General features: G+C 65.5%; 13 protein-coding genes. 3 read left to right on the forward strand and 10 right to left on the reverse strand.

The genetic code is table 11. The annotated features are described in order from the left end of the window. Positions 1-25: 25 nt before the first annotated feature. Complete coding sequence (locus tag BraRD5C2_RS37025) at positions 26-190, reverse strand: DUF3309 family protein (protein WP_076865768.1); 165 nt, start codon at positions 188-190, stop codon at positions 26-28. 165 nt (positions 191-355) lie between these two features. Between BraRD5C2_RS37025 and BraRD5C2_RS37030 the strand changes: the two genes are divergently transcribed. Then, positions 356-664, forward strand: coding sequence for a polyhydroxyalkanoic acid system family protein (locus tag BraRD5C2_RS37030; RefSeq protein WP_223976985.1), 309 nt, complete (start codon positions 356-358; stop codon positions 662-664). 9 nt (positions 665-673) lie between these two features. Here BraRD5C2_RS37030 and treY read toward each other — a convergent pair whose 3' ends face one another. Genes treY through BraRD5C2_RS37060 form a run of 6 tightly spaced genes read right to left on the reverse strand, consistent with a single transcriptional unit; the run spans position 674 to position 14,698 of the window. After that, positions 674-3,457, reverse strand: a complete 2,784-nt coding sequence (treY, locus tag BraRD5C2_RS37035; RefSeq protein ID WP_223976988.1) for a malto-oligosyltrehalose synthase — start codon at positions 3,455-3,457, stop codon at positions 674-676. Positions 3,458-3,461: 4 nt separating this feature from the next. Beyond that, positions 3,462-5,216, reverse strand: coding sequence for a malto-oligosyltrehalose trehalohydrolase (gene treZ / locus BraRD5C2_RS37040; protein ID WP_223976991.1), 1,755 nt, complete (start codon positions 5,214-5,216; stop codon positions 3,462-3,464). Beyond that, positions 5,213-7,285 (reverse strand): glycogen debranching protein GlgX, encoded by a 2,073-nt coding sequence (glgX, locus tag BraRD5C2_RS37045; RefSeq protein WP_223976992.1) that lies wholly within the window; start codon positions 7,283-7,285, stop codon positions 5,213-5,215. The genes treZ and glgX overlap by 4 nt, the downstream gene beginning before the upstream one ends. Before the next feature lie 3 nt (positions 7,286-7,288). Continuing rightward, positions 7,289-9,436, reverse strand: a complete 2,148-nt coding sequence (glgB, locus tag BraRD5C2_RS37050; RefSeq protein ID WP_223976994.1) for a 1,4-alpha-glucan branching protein GlgB — start codon at positions 9,434-9,436, stop codon at positions 7,289-7,291. After that, positions 9,433-12,738, reverse strand: a complete 3,306-nt coding sequence (gene treS / locus BraRD5C2_RS37055; RefSeq protein ID WP_223976996.1) for a maltose alpha-D-glucosyltransferase — start codon at positions 12,736-12,738, stop codon at positions 9,433-9,435. The genes glgB and treS overlap by 4 nt, the downstream gene beginning before the upstream one ends. 10 nt (positions 12,739-12,748) lie before the next feature. Then, complete coding sequence (locus BraRD5C2_RS37060; RefSeq protein ID WP_223976998.1) at positions 12,749-14,698, reverse strand: alpha-1,4-glucan--maltose-1-phosphate maltosyltransferase; 1,950 nt, start codon at positions 14,696-14,698, stop codon at positions 12,749-12,751. A 203-nt stretch (positions 14,699-14,901) separates the two neighbouring features. Here BraRD5C2_RS37060 and malQ point away from each other — a divergent pair, with 203 nt between their 5' ends. Both malQ and BraRD5C2_RS37070 read left to right on the forward strand, forming a co-directional pair. Next, complete coding sequence (gene malQ / locus BraRD5C2_RS37065; RefSeq protein WP_223977000.1) at positions 14,902-16,848, forward strand: 4-alpha-glucanotransferase; 1,947 nt, start codon at positions 14,902-14,904, stop codon at positions 16,846-16,848. A gap of 18 nt (positions 16,849-16,866) precedes the next feature. Beyond that, on the forward strand, positions 16,867-18,675 hold the full coding sequence (locus BraRD5C2_RS37070) for a glycoside hydrolase family 15 protein (protein ID WP_223977002.1): 1,809 nt from the start codon (positions 16,867-16,869) through the stop codon (positions 18,673-18,675). A gap of 7 nt (positions 18,676-18,682) precedes the next feature. Here the strand turns inward: BraRD5C2_RS37070 and BraRD5C2_RS37075 are convergent, their stop codons facing one another. The 3 genes from BraRD5C2_RS37075 to pgl all read right to left on the reverse strand — a co-directional run bounded on the left by BraRD5C2_RS37075 (position 18,683) and on the right by pgl (position 20,805). Beyond that, complete coding sequence (locus BraRD5C2_RS37075) at positions 18,683-19,501, reverse strand: Cof-type HAD-IIB family hydrolase (protein WP_223977004.1); 819 nt, start codon at positions 19,499-19,501, stop codon at positions 18,683-18,685. Continuing rightward, complete coding sequence (locus BraRD5C2_RS37080) at positions 19,498-19,986, reverse strand: gluconokinase (RefSeq protein ID WP_374708095.1); 489 nt, start codon at positions 19,984-19,986, stop codon at positions 19,498-19,500. The genes BraRD5C2_RS37075 and BraRD5C2_RS37080 overlap by 4 nt, the downstream gene beginning before the upstream one ends. A gap of 66 nt (positions 19,987-20,052) precedes the next feature. After that, entirely contained in the window at positions 20,053-20,805 is a 753-nt protein-coding gene (gene pgl, locus BraRD5C2_RS37085; RefSeq protein ID WP_223977008.1) for a 6-phosphogluconolactonase, read from the reverse strand. Positions 20,806-20,807 lie beyond the last annotated feature (2 nt).

Below are 20,807 nucleotides of genomic sequence, written 5' to 3' on the forward strand. Positions count from 1 at the left end.
ATCGTGCGCAACACGCGTCCGGGCGCTACAGGCGTCCCAGCAGGAGCAGGATCAGCAGGATCACGATCACAAGGCCGAGACCGCCGCCGCCGTAATAGCCGGTGCCGTAGAACGGTCCGCCGCCGATGCCGCTGAAGCCGCCAAGCAGCGCAATAACCAGAATAATAAGAATGATCGTTCCAAGTGACATCTCAGTCCTCCTCAGCCCCGCGGGCCTGTCGTCTCTGCCCTTCGGGAGAGGAAACAACCCGCAACTATGAAGGTTCCGGTTTGAACCGTGCGATAAAACTGTGTGATCTTCCATTTGCGGTGGAACAGAACTACATCAACGGAATCCATGGAGGAGTGCACCGCGATGTCGGCTCCGCTGATTGTCTCGATTCCCCACAGCCTCGGCCGCGACGAAGCGATGCGCCGCCTGAAGACAGGCTTGTCGCGCGCAGCGGCGAACGTGCCTGTCATGAGCGTCGACGAGGAGCGCTGGGAGAATAACCGCATGAGCTTCCGCGTCCGCGCGCTGGGGCAGGTCGCCACCGGACATCTCGATGTCGAGGACAGCCATGTGCGCCTGGAAGTGACGCTGCCGTGGCTGCTGCAACGCTTCGCCGAGGTCGCGCAGGCCGCCATTAAGAAGAGCGGGCAGTTGCTGCTGACCAAGCGCTGACGCGTGACGTTAGCCGTGCGCGCGTGCACGTCTTGGGGCTTGCTTCGTTCCAGCCGCGGCCTTCGCCTTCAGTACCGCGACCGGCAGCCTGGCGAACAGCGTCGAGAGCTGAATCCTGTCTTGGCCGCCCGGGAGCGCATATCCAGCCACATCGATCTCGCCTTCAAAGGCCTCGGCGCGCGGCCAGCTCCGTCCGCCCTGCGTGAACGGGGCAAATGATTTCGCTACCGCGACGATGACCGCCTCGCGGCCATGGCGCCGCGCGAAGGCGATGACATGATCGCGATGCGGGCCGCTGACCGTGAGCGGCTGGTAGTCGCCGCTGGTGAATATCTCGGGCAGTTCATTGCGCAGCCGCAGCAGATGCCGCGTCCATGCGAACTTCAGGCGGCCATCGCGCCAGCCTTGCGCCAGTGCATCCCAGTCCGGCGTCTCCAGCGCCGCGAGCATGTCCGCGCGTCCGGCAAAGTCGACCGGACGGCGGTTGTCGGGATCGACGAGGGAAAGATCCCAGCTTTCGGTGCCTTGGTAGAAATCCGGCACGCCCGGCATCGTCGCCTTCAGGGTGATCTGGCTGAGCGAGTTCAGCGCCCCGATCAGCGCGGTGCGCCCTGCCAGCGTCTCCAGCGCATCGAGGAATTCCAGCGAGGCCGTGCGATCGAGGATCCGCGCGATGAAGGTCTTCACACCCGCCTCGTAAGGCTCGTGCGGATTGAGCCAGCTGGTCTCCTGCTTGCCCTCACGCGCGGCCTTCAGGGCATAGGCCTGGATGCGTCCGACCAGTGACGCATCTTCCGGATCCCAGGCACCGATCAGGGCCTGGTACAGCATGTATTCGAACGTCGCTGAAGGAGCGCGCGTCTCGCCGTCGAGCACCAGATGCGGTGCGTTCAAGACCTTCCAGCGCGCCACCGCGCCGGTCCATTCGCCGGGGATTTCCGCGAGCGCCATGATGCGGGTGCGGGCGTCCTCGCCGCGCTTGGTGTCGTGGGTCGCGGTCGACGTCATGCCGTGCGGCCATTCGCGGACGCGGGCCTGCATCTTGGCGTGGAAGGTCTCGGGCGCGATCGCGCTCGCCGCCGGATCGCCGCCGACCTCGTTGAGCGCGAGCAGGCGGTGGTAGCGATAGAACGTGGTGTCCTCCAGCGACTTCGCCATCATCGGCCCGGTGAATTGCTGCACCTTCAGCGCGAAGCGCCGGATTCGTGGCGCACCATGTGGCGGCCGGCCGGGCTTCAGGAGGTCCATCGTCAGGGCGTCGCGCAGGAAGTCGAAGAGGCCTTCATCGGCAGCGAACCAGTCGGCGCGGGCGCGCTCGATGATCGCGCTGATCAGCGCGCGGTCATGCGTGGTTGGGCCGGAGGTGGTGAGATAGGTGCGATAGACCGGGAAGTGCAGCACGTAGAGCTCGAGCGCCTGCCGCAAACTGTCGGCGGAGAAGTCGCGGGTCGAATAGTGCCCGCTGGCAATGCGCGCGAGCAGCCTCGCCAGCACGGTGAATTCGCTGGTCAGCAAGGTCTCCAGCACGCGGCGCTTGGCCGCGCGCAGCACCGGCGTCAGGTTCGGCGACTGGTTGCTGATCTGGCGCCAGATCTCGTTGAGCGGATCGAGCCCGCTGCCGTCGACCAGCACCTGGCTGATCGTATTCATCCATTCATAGCCGGTGGTGCCGTGAACGCCGCTGAATTTCGCCAGCTTCTCGTCCTCGCCGAGGATCTTCTCGACCACAATGTAGACGGGCTTGGCCTTGGCGCCTTGCGCGGTGCGGATCAGGCGGCGCAACCGCTGGAAATATTGGGCGGGATCGCGCAGGCCGTCGATATGGTCGAGCCGCAAACCCTGCAGTCGGTCTTCCGCGATCAGCCGCTTCACGAGACTATGGCTTGCCTCGAATGTGGCGGCGTCCTCGACTCTGAGGCCGGCCAGCGTGTTGACGTCGAAGAAGCGTCGATAGTTGATGTCGCTGGAGGCAAGCCGCCAGTGGCCGAGCTTGTAGTGCTGGCGTTCCAGAAGATGATGCAGCGCCAGCGTTTGGGTCGGCCGGTCCTCACTGGTGCGATAGGCATCGAGCCCGCGCGCGATGATCTCGGAGCTGCCCGCGATCGCCTGGATCGCGGCCTTCAGCGTCGGCGCCTCCTGCCGGTTCGGGTGACGCAGCCCGCGATACTTGGCAGCGAGCTCGAGCAGCGCGCGACCGGCCGGACTGTCTTCCGCACCGGCTTCGCGGACGAGGGTTCTCAGCACCTCGCCATAGCGCTCCGGCGCGATCGGCAGGCGGTGCTCGAAGTACCACGCAGAGAAGTTGCCTTCGCTCGCGTCATAGCGCAGCTTGATCTCGCCGCGTTCCAGCGCCTGGCCGTAGGACGAGCCGAGGATCGGCAGCAGCACGCCACCGCGCGCGCGATAGGGCAAGAGGTCCCAGTCGATGTCGAAGGAGACCGCGTGAGGCGACACCGGTCCCCATTCCAGCACATCGAGCCACCAGGGATTGTCGGCGAAGTGCACGCCGACATGGTTCGGCACGAAATCCAGGATCAGGCCGAGGTCGTTCTGCTTCAACGCATCGCTGAACCGCGCAAAGCCTTCTTCGCCGCCGAGTTCCGGATTGAACTTGGTGTGGTCGACGACGTCATAGCCATGGGTCGAGCCCTTGCGCGCCTTCATGAACGGCGAGGCATAGACATGGCTGATGCCGAGCGCCTTCAGATACGGCGCCACGGCGGCGGCGGCATCGAAATCGAAATCGGCAGTGAGTTGCAGTCGGTAGGTCGCGATCGGGATCGCCGGAGGCATTGTGCTATCCGATGTGCCAGCGCACCGCCCAGCCGGGGAGGTCGCTCGACAACGCGCCGCCCCAGATCACAGTTCCCTTCGCTTCCGGCGCGCCAGTGACATCCCGATCCGACAAATTGGCCGTCAGCCATAGCGTGCGGCCGTCGCCCATCCGCCAATGCGCGGTCAAGAGATCGCCCGTGACGCGGTCGCCGCCGAAGCGTGCCCCTGTCAGCCGCGGCGTGATCTCGCGCCGGCGCACGGTGAGCAGGTCGCGCACCAGCGTCAGCCGCGCGCGGGCGGGATCGTGGCCGAGCGCCGCCCAGTCGAGCACGGCCGATCGCGCCGTCCCTTCGGCAAGCGGATCGGGAATGTCGTCGCCGTATTTGGCATAGGCCCAGGCGAATTCCTTGCGCCGGCCGGCGCGGACGGCGTTGGCGAGGTCGCCCTTGAAATCGCAGAAGAACGGGAAGGGGGTCGTCGCGCCCCATTCCTCGCCCATGAACAGCATCGGCGTGGTCGGTGCGATCAACGTGACCGCCAACGCTGCCTCAATCGCCTGCGGCTTTGCGATGCTCTCGAGCCGGTCGCCCAGCGGCCGGTTGCCGATCTGGTCGTGGTTCTGCAGGAAGTTGATGAAGCAGGTCGGCGACAGCGTACCGCTCGGCTCGCCGCGAGCCTTGCCGCCCCAGAACGCCGAGACTTCGCCCTGGTAGATGTAGCCGGACGACAGCGCCCGCGCGAGGTCCTGCTTCGGCGCCTTGTAGTCGCCGTAATAGCCCTGGGTTTCGCCGGTCAGCAGCACATGCCAGGCGTGATGATAATCGTCGTTCCACTGGCCGCGGAATTTGCCGTGCGGTGGGTCCTCGGCGGCATCGAGCAGGCTTGCGATGTTGTCGCCGTTCTCGAGCACGAGGTTGATGTGCCGGCCGGTTTCCGTGGCGAGTTGGCCTGCGGCCTTGCTGAAGTCATGCAGGATGGAGATTTCGCCGGCTTCGACGATGGTGTTGACCGCGTCGAAGCGCAGCCCGTCGAAGCGATAGTCGCGCAGCCAGCTCACCACGCTGCCGATCGCAAACGCACGCACCTCGGGTACGCGATAATCGATCGCGCTGCCCCACGGCGTATGCGCGTCGCTGAAGAAGGTGGGCGCATAGCGGCCGAGGTAATTCCCTTCCGGGCCGAAATGGTTGTAAACCACGTCGAGCATCACCATCAGCCCGCGCAGATGCGCCTCATCGATCAGGGCCTTGAGGTCCTCGGGGCGGCCATAGGCGCTGTCGGGCGCATACCACAGCACGCCGTCATAGCCCCAGTTGCGCTTGCCTGCGAAATCGGCCAGCGGCATCAGTTCGAGCGCGGTGATGCCGGTTGCCACCAGATGATCGAGCTTGTCGATCATGGCGCGGTAGGTGCCCTCCGGCGTGAAGGTCCCGACATGGGCCTCGAGAATAACGGACTCGTGCCAGGGTCGGCCGCGCCACTCGGTCGCGCGCCATTTGAATGCTGCGTGATCGATCACCTCGCTCGGGCCGAACACGTCGTCCGGCTGGAACGCAGAGGCTGGATCGGGCACATCGACCTCGTCGTCGATGCGGAATTTGTAACGCGTGCCCGCGCGCGCGCCGGCTATCTCGGCGACGTACCAGCCGGCGGCATCGCGCGTGAGCGCATGCGGCTTGTCGAGCAAGAGGTCGACGCGTTTGGCTGCCGGCGCCCAGAGCCGGAAGCGCGTGCCGTCAGTGGTCAGTTCGGGTCCGAAGTGCTGCGCACTGTTCATGCGGAGCCTGCGAATGCCAGCACGGAGCGCGGCGGTGCCGTGGTGTCGGCGCCGGCCACAAATTGCTCGGCCGTTTGTTCTGCCTTGGTCGTGTTCAAGACCTGCTGCCAGCTCCTGTATTCCGCCATCCGCGGCATCCTGAACACGATCTCCTGCGGCGCGGCATTCAGCACGATAAAGATCGGCGCCTGGCCTTGTTCCATCGGCCCCAGCACGTAGGCGAGGAACCGGCTTTCCGGGAATTTCCAGTCGGACTCCTTCATCTCCTCCGCCGATGGCGTCAGCCAGATCACGCCATAGCTGCCGTCGGCGCGGCGGCCATCGAGCCAGCTCTGGCAGCGGATCTGGCCGAAGCGCTGGCGCAGCGCGGTGAGATGGCCGATGAAGGCGATGGCGTCGTCGTCGGTGCCGAGGTTCTCCCAGCCGATCCAGCCGGTCTCATTGTCCTGGCAATAGGCGTTGTTGTTGCCGGCTTGGGTGTTGGCGACCTCGTCGCCGGCGAGGATCAGCGGCGTGCCCTGTGCGAGCAGCAGGCAGGCCAGCGCATTCTTCCTGAGCTGGCGGCGCAGCGCGATAATGGCGGGATCATCGGTCGGGCCTTCATGGCCGCAATTGTTGCTGTGGTTGTCGTTGGAGCCGTCGCGATTGTCCTCGCCATTGGCCTCGTTGTGCTTCTCGTTGTAGCTGAAGAGATCGGCGAGCGTGAAGCCGTCGTGCACCGTGATGTGGTTGACGCTGGCGCGGGTCGCCCGGTTGTCGTGGTGAAACAGATCCGAGGACGCGGTCATGCGGCCTGAGATGTCGCCGATCAGGCTGCCTTCGCCGCTCCAGTAGCGCCGCATCGCGCTGCGATAACGGTCGTTCCACTCCGACCATTGCGACGGAAACGCGCCGACCTGGTAGCCGCCGAGACCGAGATCCCAGGGCTCAGCGACCATCTTGGCGGTCGCCAGCACCGGGTCCTGGCGGATCGCGGTGAGGAAGGGATGGTTGCGATCGAACCCGTTCGGTCCGCGCGCCAGGGTCGTGGCGAGATCGAAGCGGAAGCCGTCGACATGGCAGACCTCGACCCAGTACCGCAGCGAATCCATCACCATCTGCAGCACGCGCGGATGGGTGAGGTTGACCGAGCTGCCGCAGCCGGTGAAGTCGTCGTAGAAGCGCGGGTTCTCGCGGTTCAGCCAGTAATAGGAGGCGTTGTCGATACCGCGGAAGCACAGCGTCGGGCCCATATGGTTGCCCTCGGCGGTGTGGTTGTAGACGACGTCGAGCAGCACCTCGAGGCCGGCATCGTGCAGCCGCGCCACCGTGGTGCGGAACGAGTCCAGCGCATTGTCCTGGGCGTAGCGTGCCTCCGGCGCGAAGAAAGCGATGGTGTTGTAGCCCCAGTAGTTGGCGAGCTTCTTCTCGACCAGGACGCGGTCGTCGATCAGGCCGTGGATCGGCAACAGCTCGATCGTGGTGACGCCGAGCCGCTTGAGGTGATCGATCATCGCCGGCGACGACAGGCCGCCATAGGTGCCGCGCAGGTTCGGCGGCACGTCCTCGCGCTTCTGGGTCAGGCCCTTGACGTGGGCCTCGTAGATGATGGTGTCTTGCCAGGGAACGTGCGGCCGGATCTCGCGGCGGCCCCAGTTGAAGGTCTCGTCGACCACCACGGCCTTCGGCATGCCGCGGGCATTGTCGCGCCGGTCAAAGGAGAGATCCTCGCGCGCACTGCCGGTACGATAAGCGAAATGCGCATCGCTCCACACCAGCCGGCCGGCGAGCCGCTTGGCGTAGGGATCGAGCAGCAGCTTGTTGGCATTGAAGCGGTGGCCGCGTTCCGGTGCGTAGGGTCCGTAGACGCGATAGCCGTAAAGCTGGCCCGGCGAGACGTCGTTGAGATAGCAATGCCAGACGTCCTCGGTGCGCTCTGGCATCTCGATCCGCTCGAGTTCGCGGCGGCCCTGGCCGTCGAACAGGCACAGCTCCACCTTCTCCGCATTCGCCGAGAACAGCGCAAAGTTGGTGCCTCTGCCGTCCCAGCTTGCACCGAGCCGTGCGGACGTACCTCCGGTCAGTCGCATCAATCAGCTTTCCGGTACGAGGAAGATCGCTGCCAGCGGCGGAATGGTCAGGCTCAGCTCGGGCGTGGCGCCCTCAGAGGCACGGACCTCGCCGATATTGCCGACATTGGTGCCGCCGTAATGGGAGGAATCCGAGTTGAACACCTCGTGCCATTTGCCCGCGAACGGCACCCGGACGCGATAGTTGCGATAGACGTTGGGCGAGAAGTTCAGGACCACGAGGCAGCGGGCGCGCGCATCGTTGCCCTTGCGGATCCAGCCGAACACATTGTTGCTGGCGTCGTCGGTGATGACCCATTCGAAGCCGGCCTGGTCGCAGTCGAGCTCGTGCAGCGCCGGCAGCGCGCGATAGAGCCGGTTGAGGTCGCGGACCAGGTTCTGGATGCCGCTGTGCCTCGGCTGTTGCAGCAGATGCCAATCGAGCGAGTGGTCGTGATTCCATTCGCGCTCCTGGCCGAACTCGCAGCCCATGAACATCAGCTTCTTGCCGGGATGCCCGAACATGAAGCTGTAATAGGCGCGCAGATTCGCAAAACGCTGCCAGTCGTCGCCGGGCATGCGGCCGAGGATCGAGCGCTTGCCGTGCACCACCTCGTCGTGGGACAGCGGCAGGATGAAATTCTCCGAGAAGGCATAATGCAGGCCGAACAGGATGTCGCCGTGATGGTGCTTGCGGTGGATCGGATCCTTGCCGATGTATTTCAGCGTGTCGTGCATCCAGCCCATGTTCCACTTGTAGCCGAAGCCGAGCCCGCCATATTCGACCGGGCGCGACACCTGTGGCCACGCGGTGGATTCCTCCGCCGCGGTCGTTGCCTGCGGGAAATGCGCGAACAGCTCGGTATTGAAGCGGCGCAGGAAATCGATCGCCTCGATGTTCTCGCGGCCGCCATATTTGTTCGGGATCCAGCCGCCGGCGGGACGGCTGTAGTCGAGATAGAGCATGGAGGCTACGGCATCGACGCGCAGCCCGTCGATGCCGTAGCGATCGAGCCAGAACAGCGCGTTCGACACCAGGAAGTTGGTGACCTCGGTGCGCCCGTAATTGTAGATCAGCGTGCCCCAGTCGAGGTGGCGGCCCTGCAATGGGTTGGCGTGCTCGTAAAGCGCGGTGCCGTCGAAATTGCCGAGACCGTGCGGGTCGTCGGGGAAATGCCCAGGGACCCAGTCGAGCAGCACGGCAAGTCCGGCGCCGTGGCAGGCGTCGATCAGCGCGGCGAAATCGTCGGGCGAGCCGAAGCGGCTGGTCGGCGCGAACATGCCGGTCGGCTGGTAGCCCCAGGAGCCATCGAACGGATGCTCTGATATGGGCAGGAATTCGATATGGGTGAACCCCATGTCGCTGGCGTAGGCCGGCAGCTGCTCCGCCATCTCGCGATAGGTCAGCCACTCATTGCGGCCCTTGCGGCGCCACGAGCCGAGATGGACCTCGTAGATCGACATCGGCGAGCTCAGCGCGTTGATGCGATCGGGCGCCGGGCGCGGGTGCGGGATCTTGCGCTCGTCGATCACGATCGAGGCGGTCTTCGGGCGCACCTCGGCGGCGAACGCCAGCGGATCCGACTTCAGCGGCAGATGCTGGCCGTTGCGCCCAATGATCTCGAACTTGTAGTGGTCGCCGACGCGCGCGCGCGGGATGAACAGCTCCCAATAGCCCGGACCGCGCACCCGCATCGGATGCCGCCTGCCGTCCCAGAAATTGAAGTCGCCGACCACGCTGACCCGCCGCGCATTCGGCGCCAGCACCACGAAGCCGATGCCGTCGACGCCGTCGAGCGTCATCGGATGGGCGCCGAGCGTGTCGTAGACGCGCAGATGCGTACCCTCGCCGAGCAGATAGAGATCGAAATCGCTCAGGATCGGCGGAAAGCGGTAGGCATCCTCCAGCTCGACGACATTGTCGCCGAAGCGGGCGCGGAGCTGGTAGCGCGTCGAGCCGTTCGGCAGGGGACCTGCGAACAGGCCGGCGTCATGGATCTTGGCCAGCGGCGCCGCCTCGCCATGCTCCCCGATCGCCTCGACATTGCTGGCGTCAGGCAGAAAGGCGCGCACGACATTGCGATCCCCCTCGGCGTGAAGCCCGAGATAGTGGAAAGGATCGGAATGGCGGCCCTCGATGATCGCATAGGCCTCGGCGGGCAGTTTGGTCATGCAACCTCGTGCGGCTGTTGGGCCAGGAGTCTCAACAGGCCAGTCAGTGGGACTCGGAGCCAATCCGGCCGGTTGGCTAGCTCATACTCGATCTCGTAGAAGGCTTTCTCAAGCAGGAAAAAGTTGAGCAGGCGCTCGGCCGCTCTGGCGTCGGCCGGCCACAGCCGCTGGCCGGCCACGGTCTCGCGATAGGCCGCCAGAAGCGTATCCGCCGCCTGGTCGCGCCATTCGGCCAAAGCGAGGCCCAGCCTGCCGCTGTCGTCGGGCGCGACCTTGAACGCGCGTTCCAGCGCGGCGGTCGCGGCGTAGTCGATCGAGCGGATCAGGCCGGCGACGTCGCGGGCCGCCGGCGCCTTGCGCCGCCGCTCGGCGATGGTGCGACCCGGTCCGCCGTCGAAATCGATGATGAAGACGTCGTCCTTGACGACCAGCAACTGGCCGAGATGCAGGTCGCCATGATGGCGGATGCTGAGCCCGTCGGTCTCGCGCGGCAGCAGCGCCTTGAGCCGCTCCGGCAGCAGGTCGTGCTGGGCCTGCAACTGATCGGCCAGCAGCCGGTCGGCCTCTCTCAGGGAGCCGCGCCGCTGCTTCAGCGTGTCGAACACGCGCTCGGCGCGCGCCATGATCTCATCGTTCCAGCGCTGCAGGTCCTCGGGCCTGGTCGGCTCGGGCATGAAGTCCGGCAGGTCCCGGTTGCTGGCGAGCGCGATGTGCAGCTCGGCGAGACGCTTGCCGCTGTGCGACAGGTGGCGCAGATAGGTGGCTTGATCGCCGTTCTCCTCCGGATGTTCGCTCGCCGCCAGCAGGCGCTGCCGCTCGACGAGGCGGTCGAGGTGCGCGGCGCCGACATTCCAGAGGTCGCCCTGATTGACCACCATGGCGTGCAGCACTGCGATCGCGCTGCGATTGTCTCCCTCCACCAGTTCCGATGTGCCGAGCAAGGCCGGTGTGTTGGGGAAATTGACCACTTCGGTGAGGAAGCGGCCCATCTCGATCTCCGGATTGATGCCGACCTCGAGCTTCCGGTAGATCTTGGTGACATACTCATTGTCGACCAGCGCAGTCGAATGCGGCTGATCGTTCTCGAACACGCGGATGCGTTCGGGCTGTCGGACCGGGCGATCGGAGAAGCGGCTGGTCGGTCGGAATTCGAGCTTCAGGCCTTGCTCACCCTCGTCGACGGTGAGGTTTTCCCGCAAGTTTCGCAGGAACAGGCCGGTGAAGATCTGGTCGGTGGAGACATCGAGCAGCGTGCCCTCGCGCGCGCCCTGACGGACCGCGGCAAAGGCGCGCGGGTTGTAGCGCTCGCGGTCGAAGCGCACCCATTCGATCTGCATCGGGAGCACGTAGCGGCTGGTGGTGCCGCGCTCCGTGGTTTCGAAGAAGATCAGCCAGGGCCGGTTGTCGCCGATGTCGCAGAACGGGATCGCGGACACCAGCGTCGGCTGGATCGCCTTCAGGGAATGCTCCGGGTACCAGCGCGTGCGGGCGAGATGGCCGGGCAGCACGTCGTGCTCGAACACGCCGCGCTCGCGCGCCAGCGACGTCCAGGTCGAACCGAGCGGCACCACCAGCGTCTCGAACTCCGGCACCGCGCGCGGCTTCACCGGCTCGGACTTGTCGCGCTCCTGCAACTGGAACCAGTAGAAGCCGTAAGGTGCCAGCGTGATCATGTAGGGCAGCTCGCCGATCGCCGGGAAGCGCGTGCGTCCGAGCATCTCGAGCGGTATGCGGTCCTTGAAGGCGGAGAGGTCGAGTTCGGTCGCCTGCGCCGAGCGCGACAGATTGGCGACGCACAGGATGGTCTCGCCCTGGTACTGCCTGACATAGGCGAGCACCGAGCGGTTCTCCGGGCGGATGAAGGTCATGGTGCCGCGCCCGAACGCAAGCGTCGACTTGCGCACCGCGATCAGCCGCTTGGTCGCCGACAGCAGCGACGACAGGCTGCGCGACTGCGCCTCGACATTGACGGATTCGTAGCCGTAGACCGGGTCCATGATCATCGGCGCGTAGAGCCGCGCCGGGTCGGCGCGCGAGAAGCCGCCGTTGCGGTCCGGCGACCACTGCATCGGCGTCCGCACGCCGTTGCGGTCGCCGAGATAGATGTTGTCGCCCATGCCGATCTCGTCACCGTAATAGATGATCGGCGTGCCGGGAAACGACAGCAACAGCGAGTTCATCAGCTCGATCTTGCGCCGGTCATTGTCCATCAGCGGCGCCAGGCGGCGGCGGATGCCGACATTGATGCGGGCGCGCGGGTCGTTGGCGTAAGTCGACCACAGATAGTCGCGCTCGACGTCGGTGACCATTTCCAGGGTCAGCTCGTCGTGGTTGCGCAGGAACAGCGCCCACTGGGCAGCCGCCGGAATATCGGGCGTCTGCCTGAGGATGTCGGTGATCGGAAAGCGGTCTTCCTGCGCGATCGCCATGTAGATGCGCGGCATCAGCGGGAAGTGATAGGCCATGTGGCATTCGTCGCCATGGCCGAAATATTCCTGCACGTCCTCCGGCCACTGGTTGGCCTCGGCCAGCAGGATCTTGCCCTTGGCATAGGCGTCGAGCTCCTGGCGCAGCCGCTTGATGATGGCATGCGTCTCCGGCAGGTTCTCGTTGTTGGTGCCGTCGCGCTCGCACAGATAGGGAATGGCGTCGAGCCGGAAGCCGTCGACGCCGGTGTCGAGCCAGCGCTTCATCACTTGCACGATGGCGCGCACCACGCGGGGATTGTCGAAATTCAAGTCGGGCTGGTGCGAGAAGAAGCGGTGCCAGTAGAACTGGCCGGCTTCCGGATCCCAGGTCCAGTTCGACTTTTCCGTATCCGTAAAGATGATGCGGGTATCGAGGTATTTCTGGTCGGTGTCGCTCCAGACGTACCAGCTGCGCGCGCTCGAATTCGGCGGGCTGCGGCGCGCGCGCTTGAACCATGCATGCTGGTCCGAGGTGTGGTTGACGACAAGCTCGGTGATGACGCGCAAACCGCGCCTCTTGGCCTCCTGGATGAAGCGCTTGAAGTCCTTCATCGTCCCGAAATCGGGATTGATATCGCCATAATCGCCGATGTCGTAGCCGTCGTCGCGGCCCGGCGAGGGATAGAACGGCAGCAGCCACAGCGCGGTGACGCCGAGCTCCTGCAGATAGCCGAGCTTCTCCGTCAGGCCTGTGAAATCGCCGATGCCGTCATTGTTGCTGTCGGCGAACGCCTTGACGTGCAGCTGGTAGATGATGGCGTCCTTGTACCATAGCTGGTCCGCGGTCTCGGTCGCGACCTTCACCTCGCTGTCGACGGAGGAAAATACGTTCATGGCGGCTCCTTCAGGCGACACAGCGTAGCAGCAACGCGGGATCGCGCGCAGGATCTAGATGCAGGCGGATGCCTCCCCATTCGAGCGCATGACGCTCGCCGGTGACAAGGTCTTCCACGGCCGTGACGGGGCGGCGGGCATCGCCGCGGCCGACCATGACGTCGCCGAGCGGAAGCCAGACGTCGCGCGGCTCGGACGACAACGCAATCGCGGCCGCGATCACATTGCCCTGATCGACCGCCTCCTTGACGAAGCCGATCACGCCACCGTCATCGACATTGATAAAGCGCAGATCGGCGAATTGTTGCAGGGCCGGATTGCCGCGTCTGATTTGGTTGAGAACCGCGACATAGGGCTTGATGTTCCCGACCTGATCCCAGTCGCGAACCCTGATCTCGTATTTCTCGGAGTTGAGATACTCCTCGCGGCCGGGCACCGGCGTGTGCTCGAGCAGTTCGAATCCGCTGATGATGCCGTAGTTGCTTGAAAGCGTCGCGGCCAGCGCGAGACGCGACTTGAACATCCAGGATTCGCCGCTTTGCAGGTGGAAGGGCAGGATGTCAGGTGTGTTGACGAAGAAATTCGGCCGAAAGAAGTCGCGATCGGGATAGGATATCAACTCGCCGAGATACGCTTCGAGCTCGGAGCGCTGCGTGCGCCAGGTGAAGTAAGTATAGGACTGCGTGAAGCCGAGCTTGGCGAGGCCCTTCATCAGCTTCGGCCGCGCGAAGGCTTCCGAGAGGAACAGCACGTCCGCATCGCGGTCCTGCACCTCGCGGATCAGCCATTCCCAGAATGCCAGCGGCTTGGTGTGCGGATTGTCGACCCGGAAGATCTTGACGCCCTGTTCGACCCAGAACAGCACGACATCGCGCAGCGCGCGCCACAGCGCCGCCGCATCTTCGGATCCGAAATCCGGATTGACGACATCGTCCCAGCGCTGCGGCGGATGTTCGGCGGTGCGCATCGATCCGTCCGGACGCCGCTTGAACCACTCCGGATGCGCGGTCAGCCAGGGATGATCGGGCGAGCATTGCGCGGCGAAATCGAGCGCCACCTCGAGGCCGTGGGTCTGGCATGCCGCCACGAAAGCGCGGAAGTCGTCGAGCGTGCCGAGCTCCGGATGCACGGCGTCGTGGCCGCCCTCGGCCGCGCCGATCGCATAGGGGCTGCCGGGATCGCCCGGCTGCGCGATAGCGGCATTGTTGCGGCCCTTGCGATGGGTCCGTCCGATCGGGTGGATGGGCGCCAGCAGCACGACGTCGAAGCCCATCGCCGCGATATCGGGCAGCCGCGCGATGCAGTCGTTGAAGGTCGCATGCACGCCCGGCGTCTTGCCCTGGCTGCGCGGAAACATCTGGTACCAGGCGCCGCTACGCGCCCGCGGCCGGTCGGCGGTGAGGGGATAGAGCTGCGATCGCACCAGGTCGCGGCGAAACTGGCTGCCGGCCATCGCCTCCCGCAATTCGGGTGCGAGCAGCGCGCCCGGCTCACCGGTCTGCAGGAAGATTTCGCACTGCCTGATGATGATTGCGGCTGCGGCAGGTCCCCCCGCTTGCGCCCGGGTCAGCATGCCCGCGCCTTCGACGGCATCCAGCGTGTGGTCGCCGCCGTCGCGCTGCTTCTGCTCGAAGCGATGCCGCCAGCTGGCGAATTCGTCGGTCCAGGCCTCGATCGCGAAGCTGTAACGGCCGGGCCGATCGGGCACGAAGGCGCCGCCCCAACGGTCGTCGCTATGCGGCGTCATCGGCGCGTGCTGCCATTCGCCGTCGCCCTCATGCCGCCACACCAATGCCGCTGCGATCACATCATGTCCGTCACGGTAGATGTCCGCCCACACCTCGACAGCTTCGCCCGCGATGCGCTTGACCGCAAAGCGGCCGCCATCAACCGACGGATAGACATCGGTGATATGAAAAGTGCCGTTGGCGCTCTCGACAGGCCGGGCGGTTTTGTTCACGGTGATGCCGCCATTGAATAGGCAAATGAATTCCCGGCGCCGCGAAGGAGGCGCGCCAGACCCATATAGAAAGCCGCTCGCCGGGCAATGGTTCCCGGTGGGAACGCCGGATAGGGTAGAGCGTTGAACATCAACTATCCCTTTCCCGTATCTGTACAATTTAGCAACGATCCCGATACCGTCGCGAGCAGGCAGCGTGCCGAATGGACCTTTATGCCAAAGCCCAGACCCTGGGAATCCAGACCGAGTATATCGATGGGAGCGGTCACCGCCGTGTGACAACCCCGGAGGCGCTGACGGCGATCCTCGCGGCGCTGCCGCCCCAGGCGCCGCGGCGGATGATCGCCGATCCCGTGGTCGTCAGAGGCGGCCATGGCGGGCAGACGGAGCTCTCCGAGGCGGCCCGGCTACCGGTGCAATGGAAGCTCATCAGCGGTACTACCTTGCTCGCGCAAGGCGAGGCGCATGAACGGAGTGTGACGTGGCCGTCCGGCCTGCCTGAGGGCGTGCACCGGTTGCAGCTCAAGGACGCATCGGGCAGCGAGGAGCTGCCGTTTCTGGTGGCGCCGGACGGCGCATTCGGCGGCGCGTTCGACCGCTGCTGGGTGATCGCGGTCCAGCTCTATGGCGTGCGCTCCGCGCGCAACTGGGGCATCGGCGACTTCACCGATCTGCAGGGCCTGCTCGAATTCGCCCATCGGCTCGGTGCCGACGGCATTGGGCTCAATCCGCTGCATGCGTTGTTCGACGATCGTCCCGGCGATTGCAGCCCGTACTCGCCGAACAGCCGGCTGTTCCTCAACGCGCTCTATATCGACGTCGCGAAGATTCCCGAATTCCGCATCGATGCCGAGACGCAGGCCGCGCTGGCGCAGCTCCGCAGCCGCGACATGGTCGACTATGTCGGGGTCGCGGCGCTGAAATGGCCGGCGCTGCGGGCCGCCTTCGCGGCCTTCAAGGCCAATCCCGGCCTCGGCCGCTGGCAGGATTTCGAGGCCTATCGCAAGGAGCAGGGCGTGCTGCTGTCGCGCTTCGCCTGCTTCGAGGTGATGCGGCACAAACTCAACACGCCGTGGTGGGAATGGCCGGACGAGTGGCGGCAGCCCAATGATGCGGCGTGCACGAAATTGCGCCGGGCGCGCGACACCGCCGCCGAGGTTGAATTCGTCGAGTTCGTGCAATGGACCGCGGACCGACAGCTCGGCGCCTGCCAGGCGCTCGCGCACAGACTCGGCATGCGGGTCGGGCTCTATCTCGACGTCGCCGTCGGCGTGCAGTCGGACGGCTTCGACGCCTGGAATGAGCAGACTGCGATCTCGCGTCATCTCGGCGTCGGCGCGCCGCCGGACCCGCTCAACACCGCGGGCCAGGACTGGGGGCTCGCCGGCTTCAACGCCGCGGGCCTCGAGCAGCGTTCCTTCGAGCCGTTCAGGCAGATGCTGCGCGCCTCGATGCACCATGCCGGCGCGATCAGGCTCGACCACGCCTTCGGGCTGAAGCGGCTTTATCTGGTGCCGCGCGGCTTCGGCCCGGCCAATGGCGCCTATGTGCTGATGCCGTTCGAGGCGCTGCTGGCGGCGACCGCGCAGGAGAGCACAGCAAACCGCTGCGTCGTGATCGGCGAGGACCTCGGCACCGTGCCTCCGGGCTTCCGCGAGCAGATGAACGGCTGGGGCATCTGGTCTTATCTGGTGATGATGTTCGAGACCGATGACCAGGGCGTGTTCCGCAACGCCGACTATTATCTGCCGAACGCGCTGGTGACGTTCAACACGCACGACCTGTCGACCTATGCCGGCTGGCGCTCGTTCAGCGACCTCAAGACCAAGCGCTCGCTCGGCATCGATCCCGGCGAGACCGACCAGGGGCGCTGGGATGCGCTCGGCCATCTCGACGACGTGCTGCGCCGTCACGACATTCACCACAATGATTTCTATTCGGTGGTGAGCTTCATGGCGCGGACGCGATCGCGGATGATGGCGGTCTCGATGGAGGATTTGCTCGGCATCGTCGAGCAGCCGAACATCCCCGGCACCGTCTACGAGCATCCGAACTGGAAACGGCGGCTGCCGGTATCGATCGAGCATCTCGCATCGGCGATCGACGTCGACGCGCTCAAGCGTGCAACCCGCGAGCGGTCGCACGCCTGACAACGCGGAGCACGGCGCGTGGCCTCTCGCATCGAAGACTATGGACTGATCGGCGATTGCGAGACCGCAGCGCTGGTCGGCCGTGACGGCTCGATCGACTGGCTGTGCTGGCCGGCGTTCGATTCCGACGCCTGCTTCGCGGCGCTGCTCGGCACGTCGCGGAACGGCCGCTGGCTGCTGGCGCCAACTGGTGCGATCAGGCAGACCTCCCGCCGCTATTGGGACGATACGCTGATCCTGGAGACGCGATTCGAGATCGAAGACGGCGTGGTCGCGCTGATCGATTTCATGCCGCCGCGCGGCAATGCTTCCGACGTGGTCCGCCTGGTTCGCGGCATCAGCGGCCGCGTCAAGATGCACATGGAGTTGGTCATCCGCTTCGGCTTCGGCGTCGATGTCCCCTGGGTGAGGAAGAACCCGGACGGCGAGGGGCTGCTGGCGATCAGCGGGCAGGACATGACCGTGCTGCGCACACCGGTCAAGACATCGGGCAAGGACCTGACCACGATCGCCGATTTCGAGATCGGCGAAGGCGACACCGTGCCCTTCGTCCTGACCTACGGAGCGTCGTATCAGCCGGTGCCGGAGCCGATCGATCCCGAGGTGGCGCTGAAGGATACCGAGGACTACTGGAAGGAATGGTGCAGCCGTTCGACCTATGACGGCAGCTATCAGCGCGGCCTCGTGATGCGCTCGCTGATCACGCTGAAGGCGCTGACCTTCAGGCCGACCGGGGGCATCGTCGCGGCCCCGACTACGTCATTGCCGGAAAAGCTCGGCGGCGCGCGCAACTGGGACTACCGGTTCTGCTGGCTGCGCGATGCCACCTTCACGCTGCTGGCGCTGATGAATTCGGGCTACACCGAGGAGGCGGCCGCCTGGCACAACTGGCTGCTGCGGGCCGCGGCCGGCGCTCCCGCCAACATGCAGATCATGTACGGCATCCTGGGCCAGCGGCGCCTGCTCGAATGGGAAGCCGGGTGGCTGCCCGGCTATGAGGGGGCGCAACCGGTCCGCGTCGGCAATGCAGCGCATGCGCAGCTGCAACTCGACGTCTACGGCGAGTTGATCGACGCCTTCCACCAGTCCCGCATGGCCAAGCTGAAGCTCGACGAGGAGAACTGGTCGCTCGAATGCACCGTCGTCAGTCATCTCGCCGACGTCTGGGACCAGCCGGATCACGGCATCTGGGAGCGCCGCGACACGCCCAGACACTATGTGTTCTCCAAGGTGATGTGCTGGGTCGCCTTCGACCGCGCCATCAAGAGCGCGGAGCGGTTCGGCTTCAAAGGGCCGCTGGTCAAATGGCGGGTGCTGCGCGAGGCCATTCATCGCGACGTCTGCCGGCAGGGCTACGATCCCGATCTCGACAGCTTCGTCGAGAGCTATGGCTCAAAGCTGCTCGATGCCAGCCTGCTGTTGTTACCGTCGGTCGGCTTCCTGCCGCCGTCCGATCCGCGCATCCGCGGCACGATCGCGGCGGTCGAGCGGCACATGATGCGCGACGGGTTCGTGCTACGGCACGATCCGCGCGAGGTGTCCGACGAAATCCAGCCCATCGAGGGCGCGTTCCTGGCCTGCAGCCTGTGGCTCGCCGACGCCCACGTGCTGGCGGGAGATCTCGACAAGGCGCAGACCATGTTCGACCGCGTCGTCGCGGTTGCCAACGATCTCGGATTGCTGGCGGAGGAGTTCGACTCCGGCGCCGGCCGGCAGACCGGCAACTTTCCGCAGGCGCTGACCCATATCGCGCTGATCAACACGGCGCACAATCTCAGCGCCGCCAGGGCCGACGCCGAGAAGCCCGCGGTGCAGCGGTCGACCTGATCGCGGTCTAGCGGCCCATCGTCAGCACGACATCCATCGCGCGCGCGAAGCCGTCATGCTCGTTGGTTTCGGTGACATGCGTGGCGCGCGCCTTCACGTCATCGCTGGCATTGCCCATCGCGAACGAGACGCCGCTTCGCGCGAACATCGGCAGATCGTTCTGCATGTCGCCGATCGTGGCGACATTCTCAAGCGAGACGCCGAGGCGCTTCGCGATGCCCTTGACGAAGGTGCCCTTGTCGTGGCCGGGCGGGGTGACGTCGAGATAATAGGTCTGCGAGCGGACCGCGGTCGCGTCATGGCCGACCATCTGCTGCATCTCCGCCTCGCAGCGCTGCAACAGGGGCGCATCCGAGCTCGCGCCGACGATCTTGCAGGCCTGGTCGAGATAGGGCGTGAAATCGCCGACGATGGTCGGATCATGCTTGATCGCGCGTTTCTCGTGCGCGTTGTACTCGCCGTCGGGATTGCGGGTCAGCCAGCGGTCGTTGGTGAACAGCCAGATGTCGATGCCACGCTCGCGGAGCAGGTCGACGCAGCGCTTGGCGACTGCCGGCGGGATCACATGCTGTTCGATCGGCTTCAATTGCGGATCGACGATCGAGGAGCCATTGAAGGCGCCGATCGGCAGCGTGATCGCGAGCGGCGCGACCAGGAAACCCATCCCGATGGTTGGCCGGCTGGAGACGATGGTGAAGCCGATGCCGGCCTCGTGCAGCTTGCGCACGGCTGTGCTGGCGCCGTCGGTCAAGGTCTTGTCCTTGGTGAGCAGCGTGCCGTCGACATCGGATACGACAAGGGCGATGCGGGTGGCGGTGTGGTTCATGGGCGGTCCAGCTTCAGTTGATTGACGATGTCTTCGACGATGGTGTCGACCGAACGGTCGATCGCAACCGTGATCGGGCGTTCGTCCGGCGTCGGCGGCTCCAGCGTTTTGAACTGGCTGGCGAGCAGGCCCGGCGGCATGAAATGGTCCTTGCGCGCGGCGAGCCGCGCGGCGATCAGCTCCTCTGTGCCGTCGAGGAAGACGATGCGGATGTCGTTGCGGCCGTGCACCAGGATGTCGCGATAGGCGCGCTTCAGCGCGGAGCAGGCGATGACCGCCCGTTCGCGGACGCCGCAGGTGCGGTCGATCTCATTGGCGATCGCGCGCAGCCAGGGCCAGCGATCCTCGTCGGTGAGCGGCTGGCCAGAATGCATCTTCGCGACATTGCTCGGCGGGTGAAAACTGTCACCATCCTCGAAACGCCAGCCGATCCTGATCGCGAGGCGGTCGGCGATGGTGCTCTTGCCCGAGCCAGAGACGCCCATCACGACCAGTGCGCAGGGGTTTTGCCCGTCACCCAAGAAAGTCACCCAAGAAAATACCTAAGAAAATCATCCACGAAAATCCTCCGGCAGCGCGGCCTGATCGATCAGCCAGACAGTTTCGCCCAGCGATCGCGCGCGGTTTGCCGGCAGGTTCTCGCCTGCGAACAGGCGCGTCAAGATCGCGCGCTTGTTTTCGCCCGCCACCTCGAACAGCATCTCGCGGCAGGAGGCGAGCGCAGGCAGGGTCAGGGAGACTCGCGGCACGAACGGCTCGACATTGGCCTTGGGCACCCCGACTACCCAGCGCTGCGTCTCCTCGACCGCGGGAAAGCCGGGAAACAGCGAGGCGGTGTGGCCGTCGGGCCCGATGCCCATCAGCACCAGGTCGAACAGCGGCCGCTTCGGATCGAGCTGCTCGGCGCCGTAGAAGGCCATCAGCTCGTTCTCGTACAGCGCGGCGCTGACGTCGGGATCCCTGAGATCGGCGGTGTCGGTCGCGATCGGGTGAACATTCGCAGCCGGAGCGCAGCGGTCGAGGAAGGCCTGGCGCGCCATGCTCATATTGTGCAGCTTGTCCTTGCGCGGCACCAGGCGCTCATCGCCGATGAACCAGTCGATGCGATCCCACGGAATCCTCCGGCGATAGTCCGGGGTTGCCAGCAACTGGTAGAGCGCCTTGGGGCTGGAGCCCCCGGTGAGGCAGACTGCGATCCGGCCGCTGTTCTCGTCGAACCTTGCGATTACCCGCTCGGCGGCCGTCTGCGCCAGTGCGGCCGGATCGGCGACCGTGATGATCTTGCGCTCGCCGCTCGCGGCCATGG

Origin of the sequence: Bradyrhizobium sp. RD5-C2, from assembly GCF_019972155.1 — a bacterium.
In the GTDB taxonomy this organism is placed as follows: Bacteria; Pseudomonadota; Alphaproteobacteria; order Rhizobiales; family Xanthobacteraceae; genus Bradyrhizobium.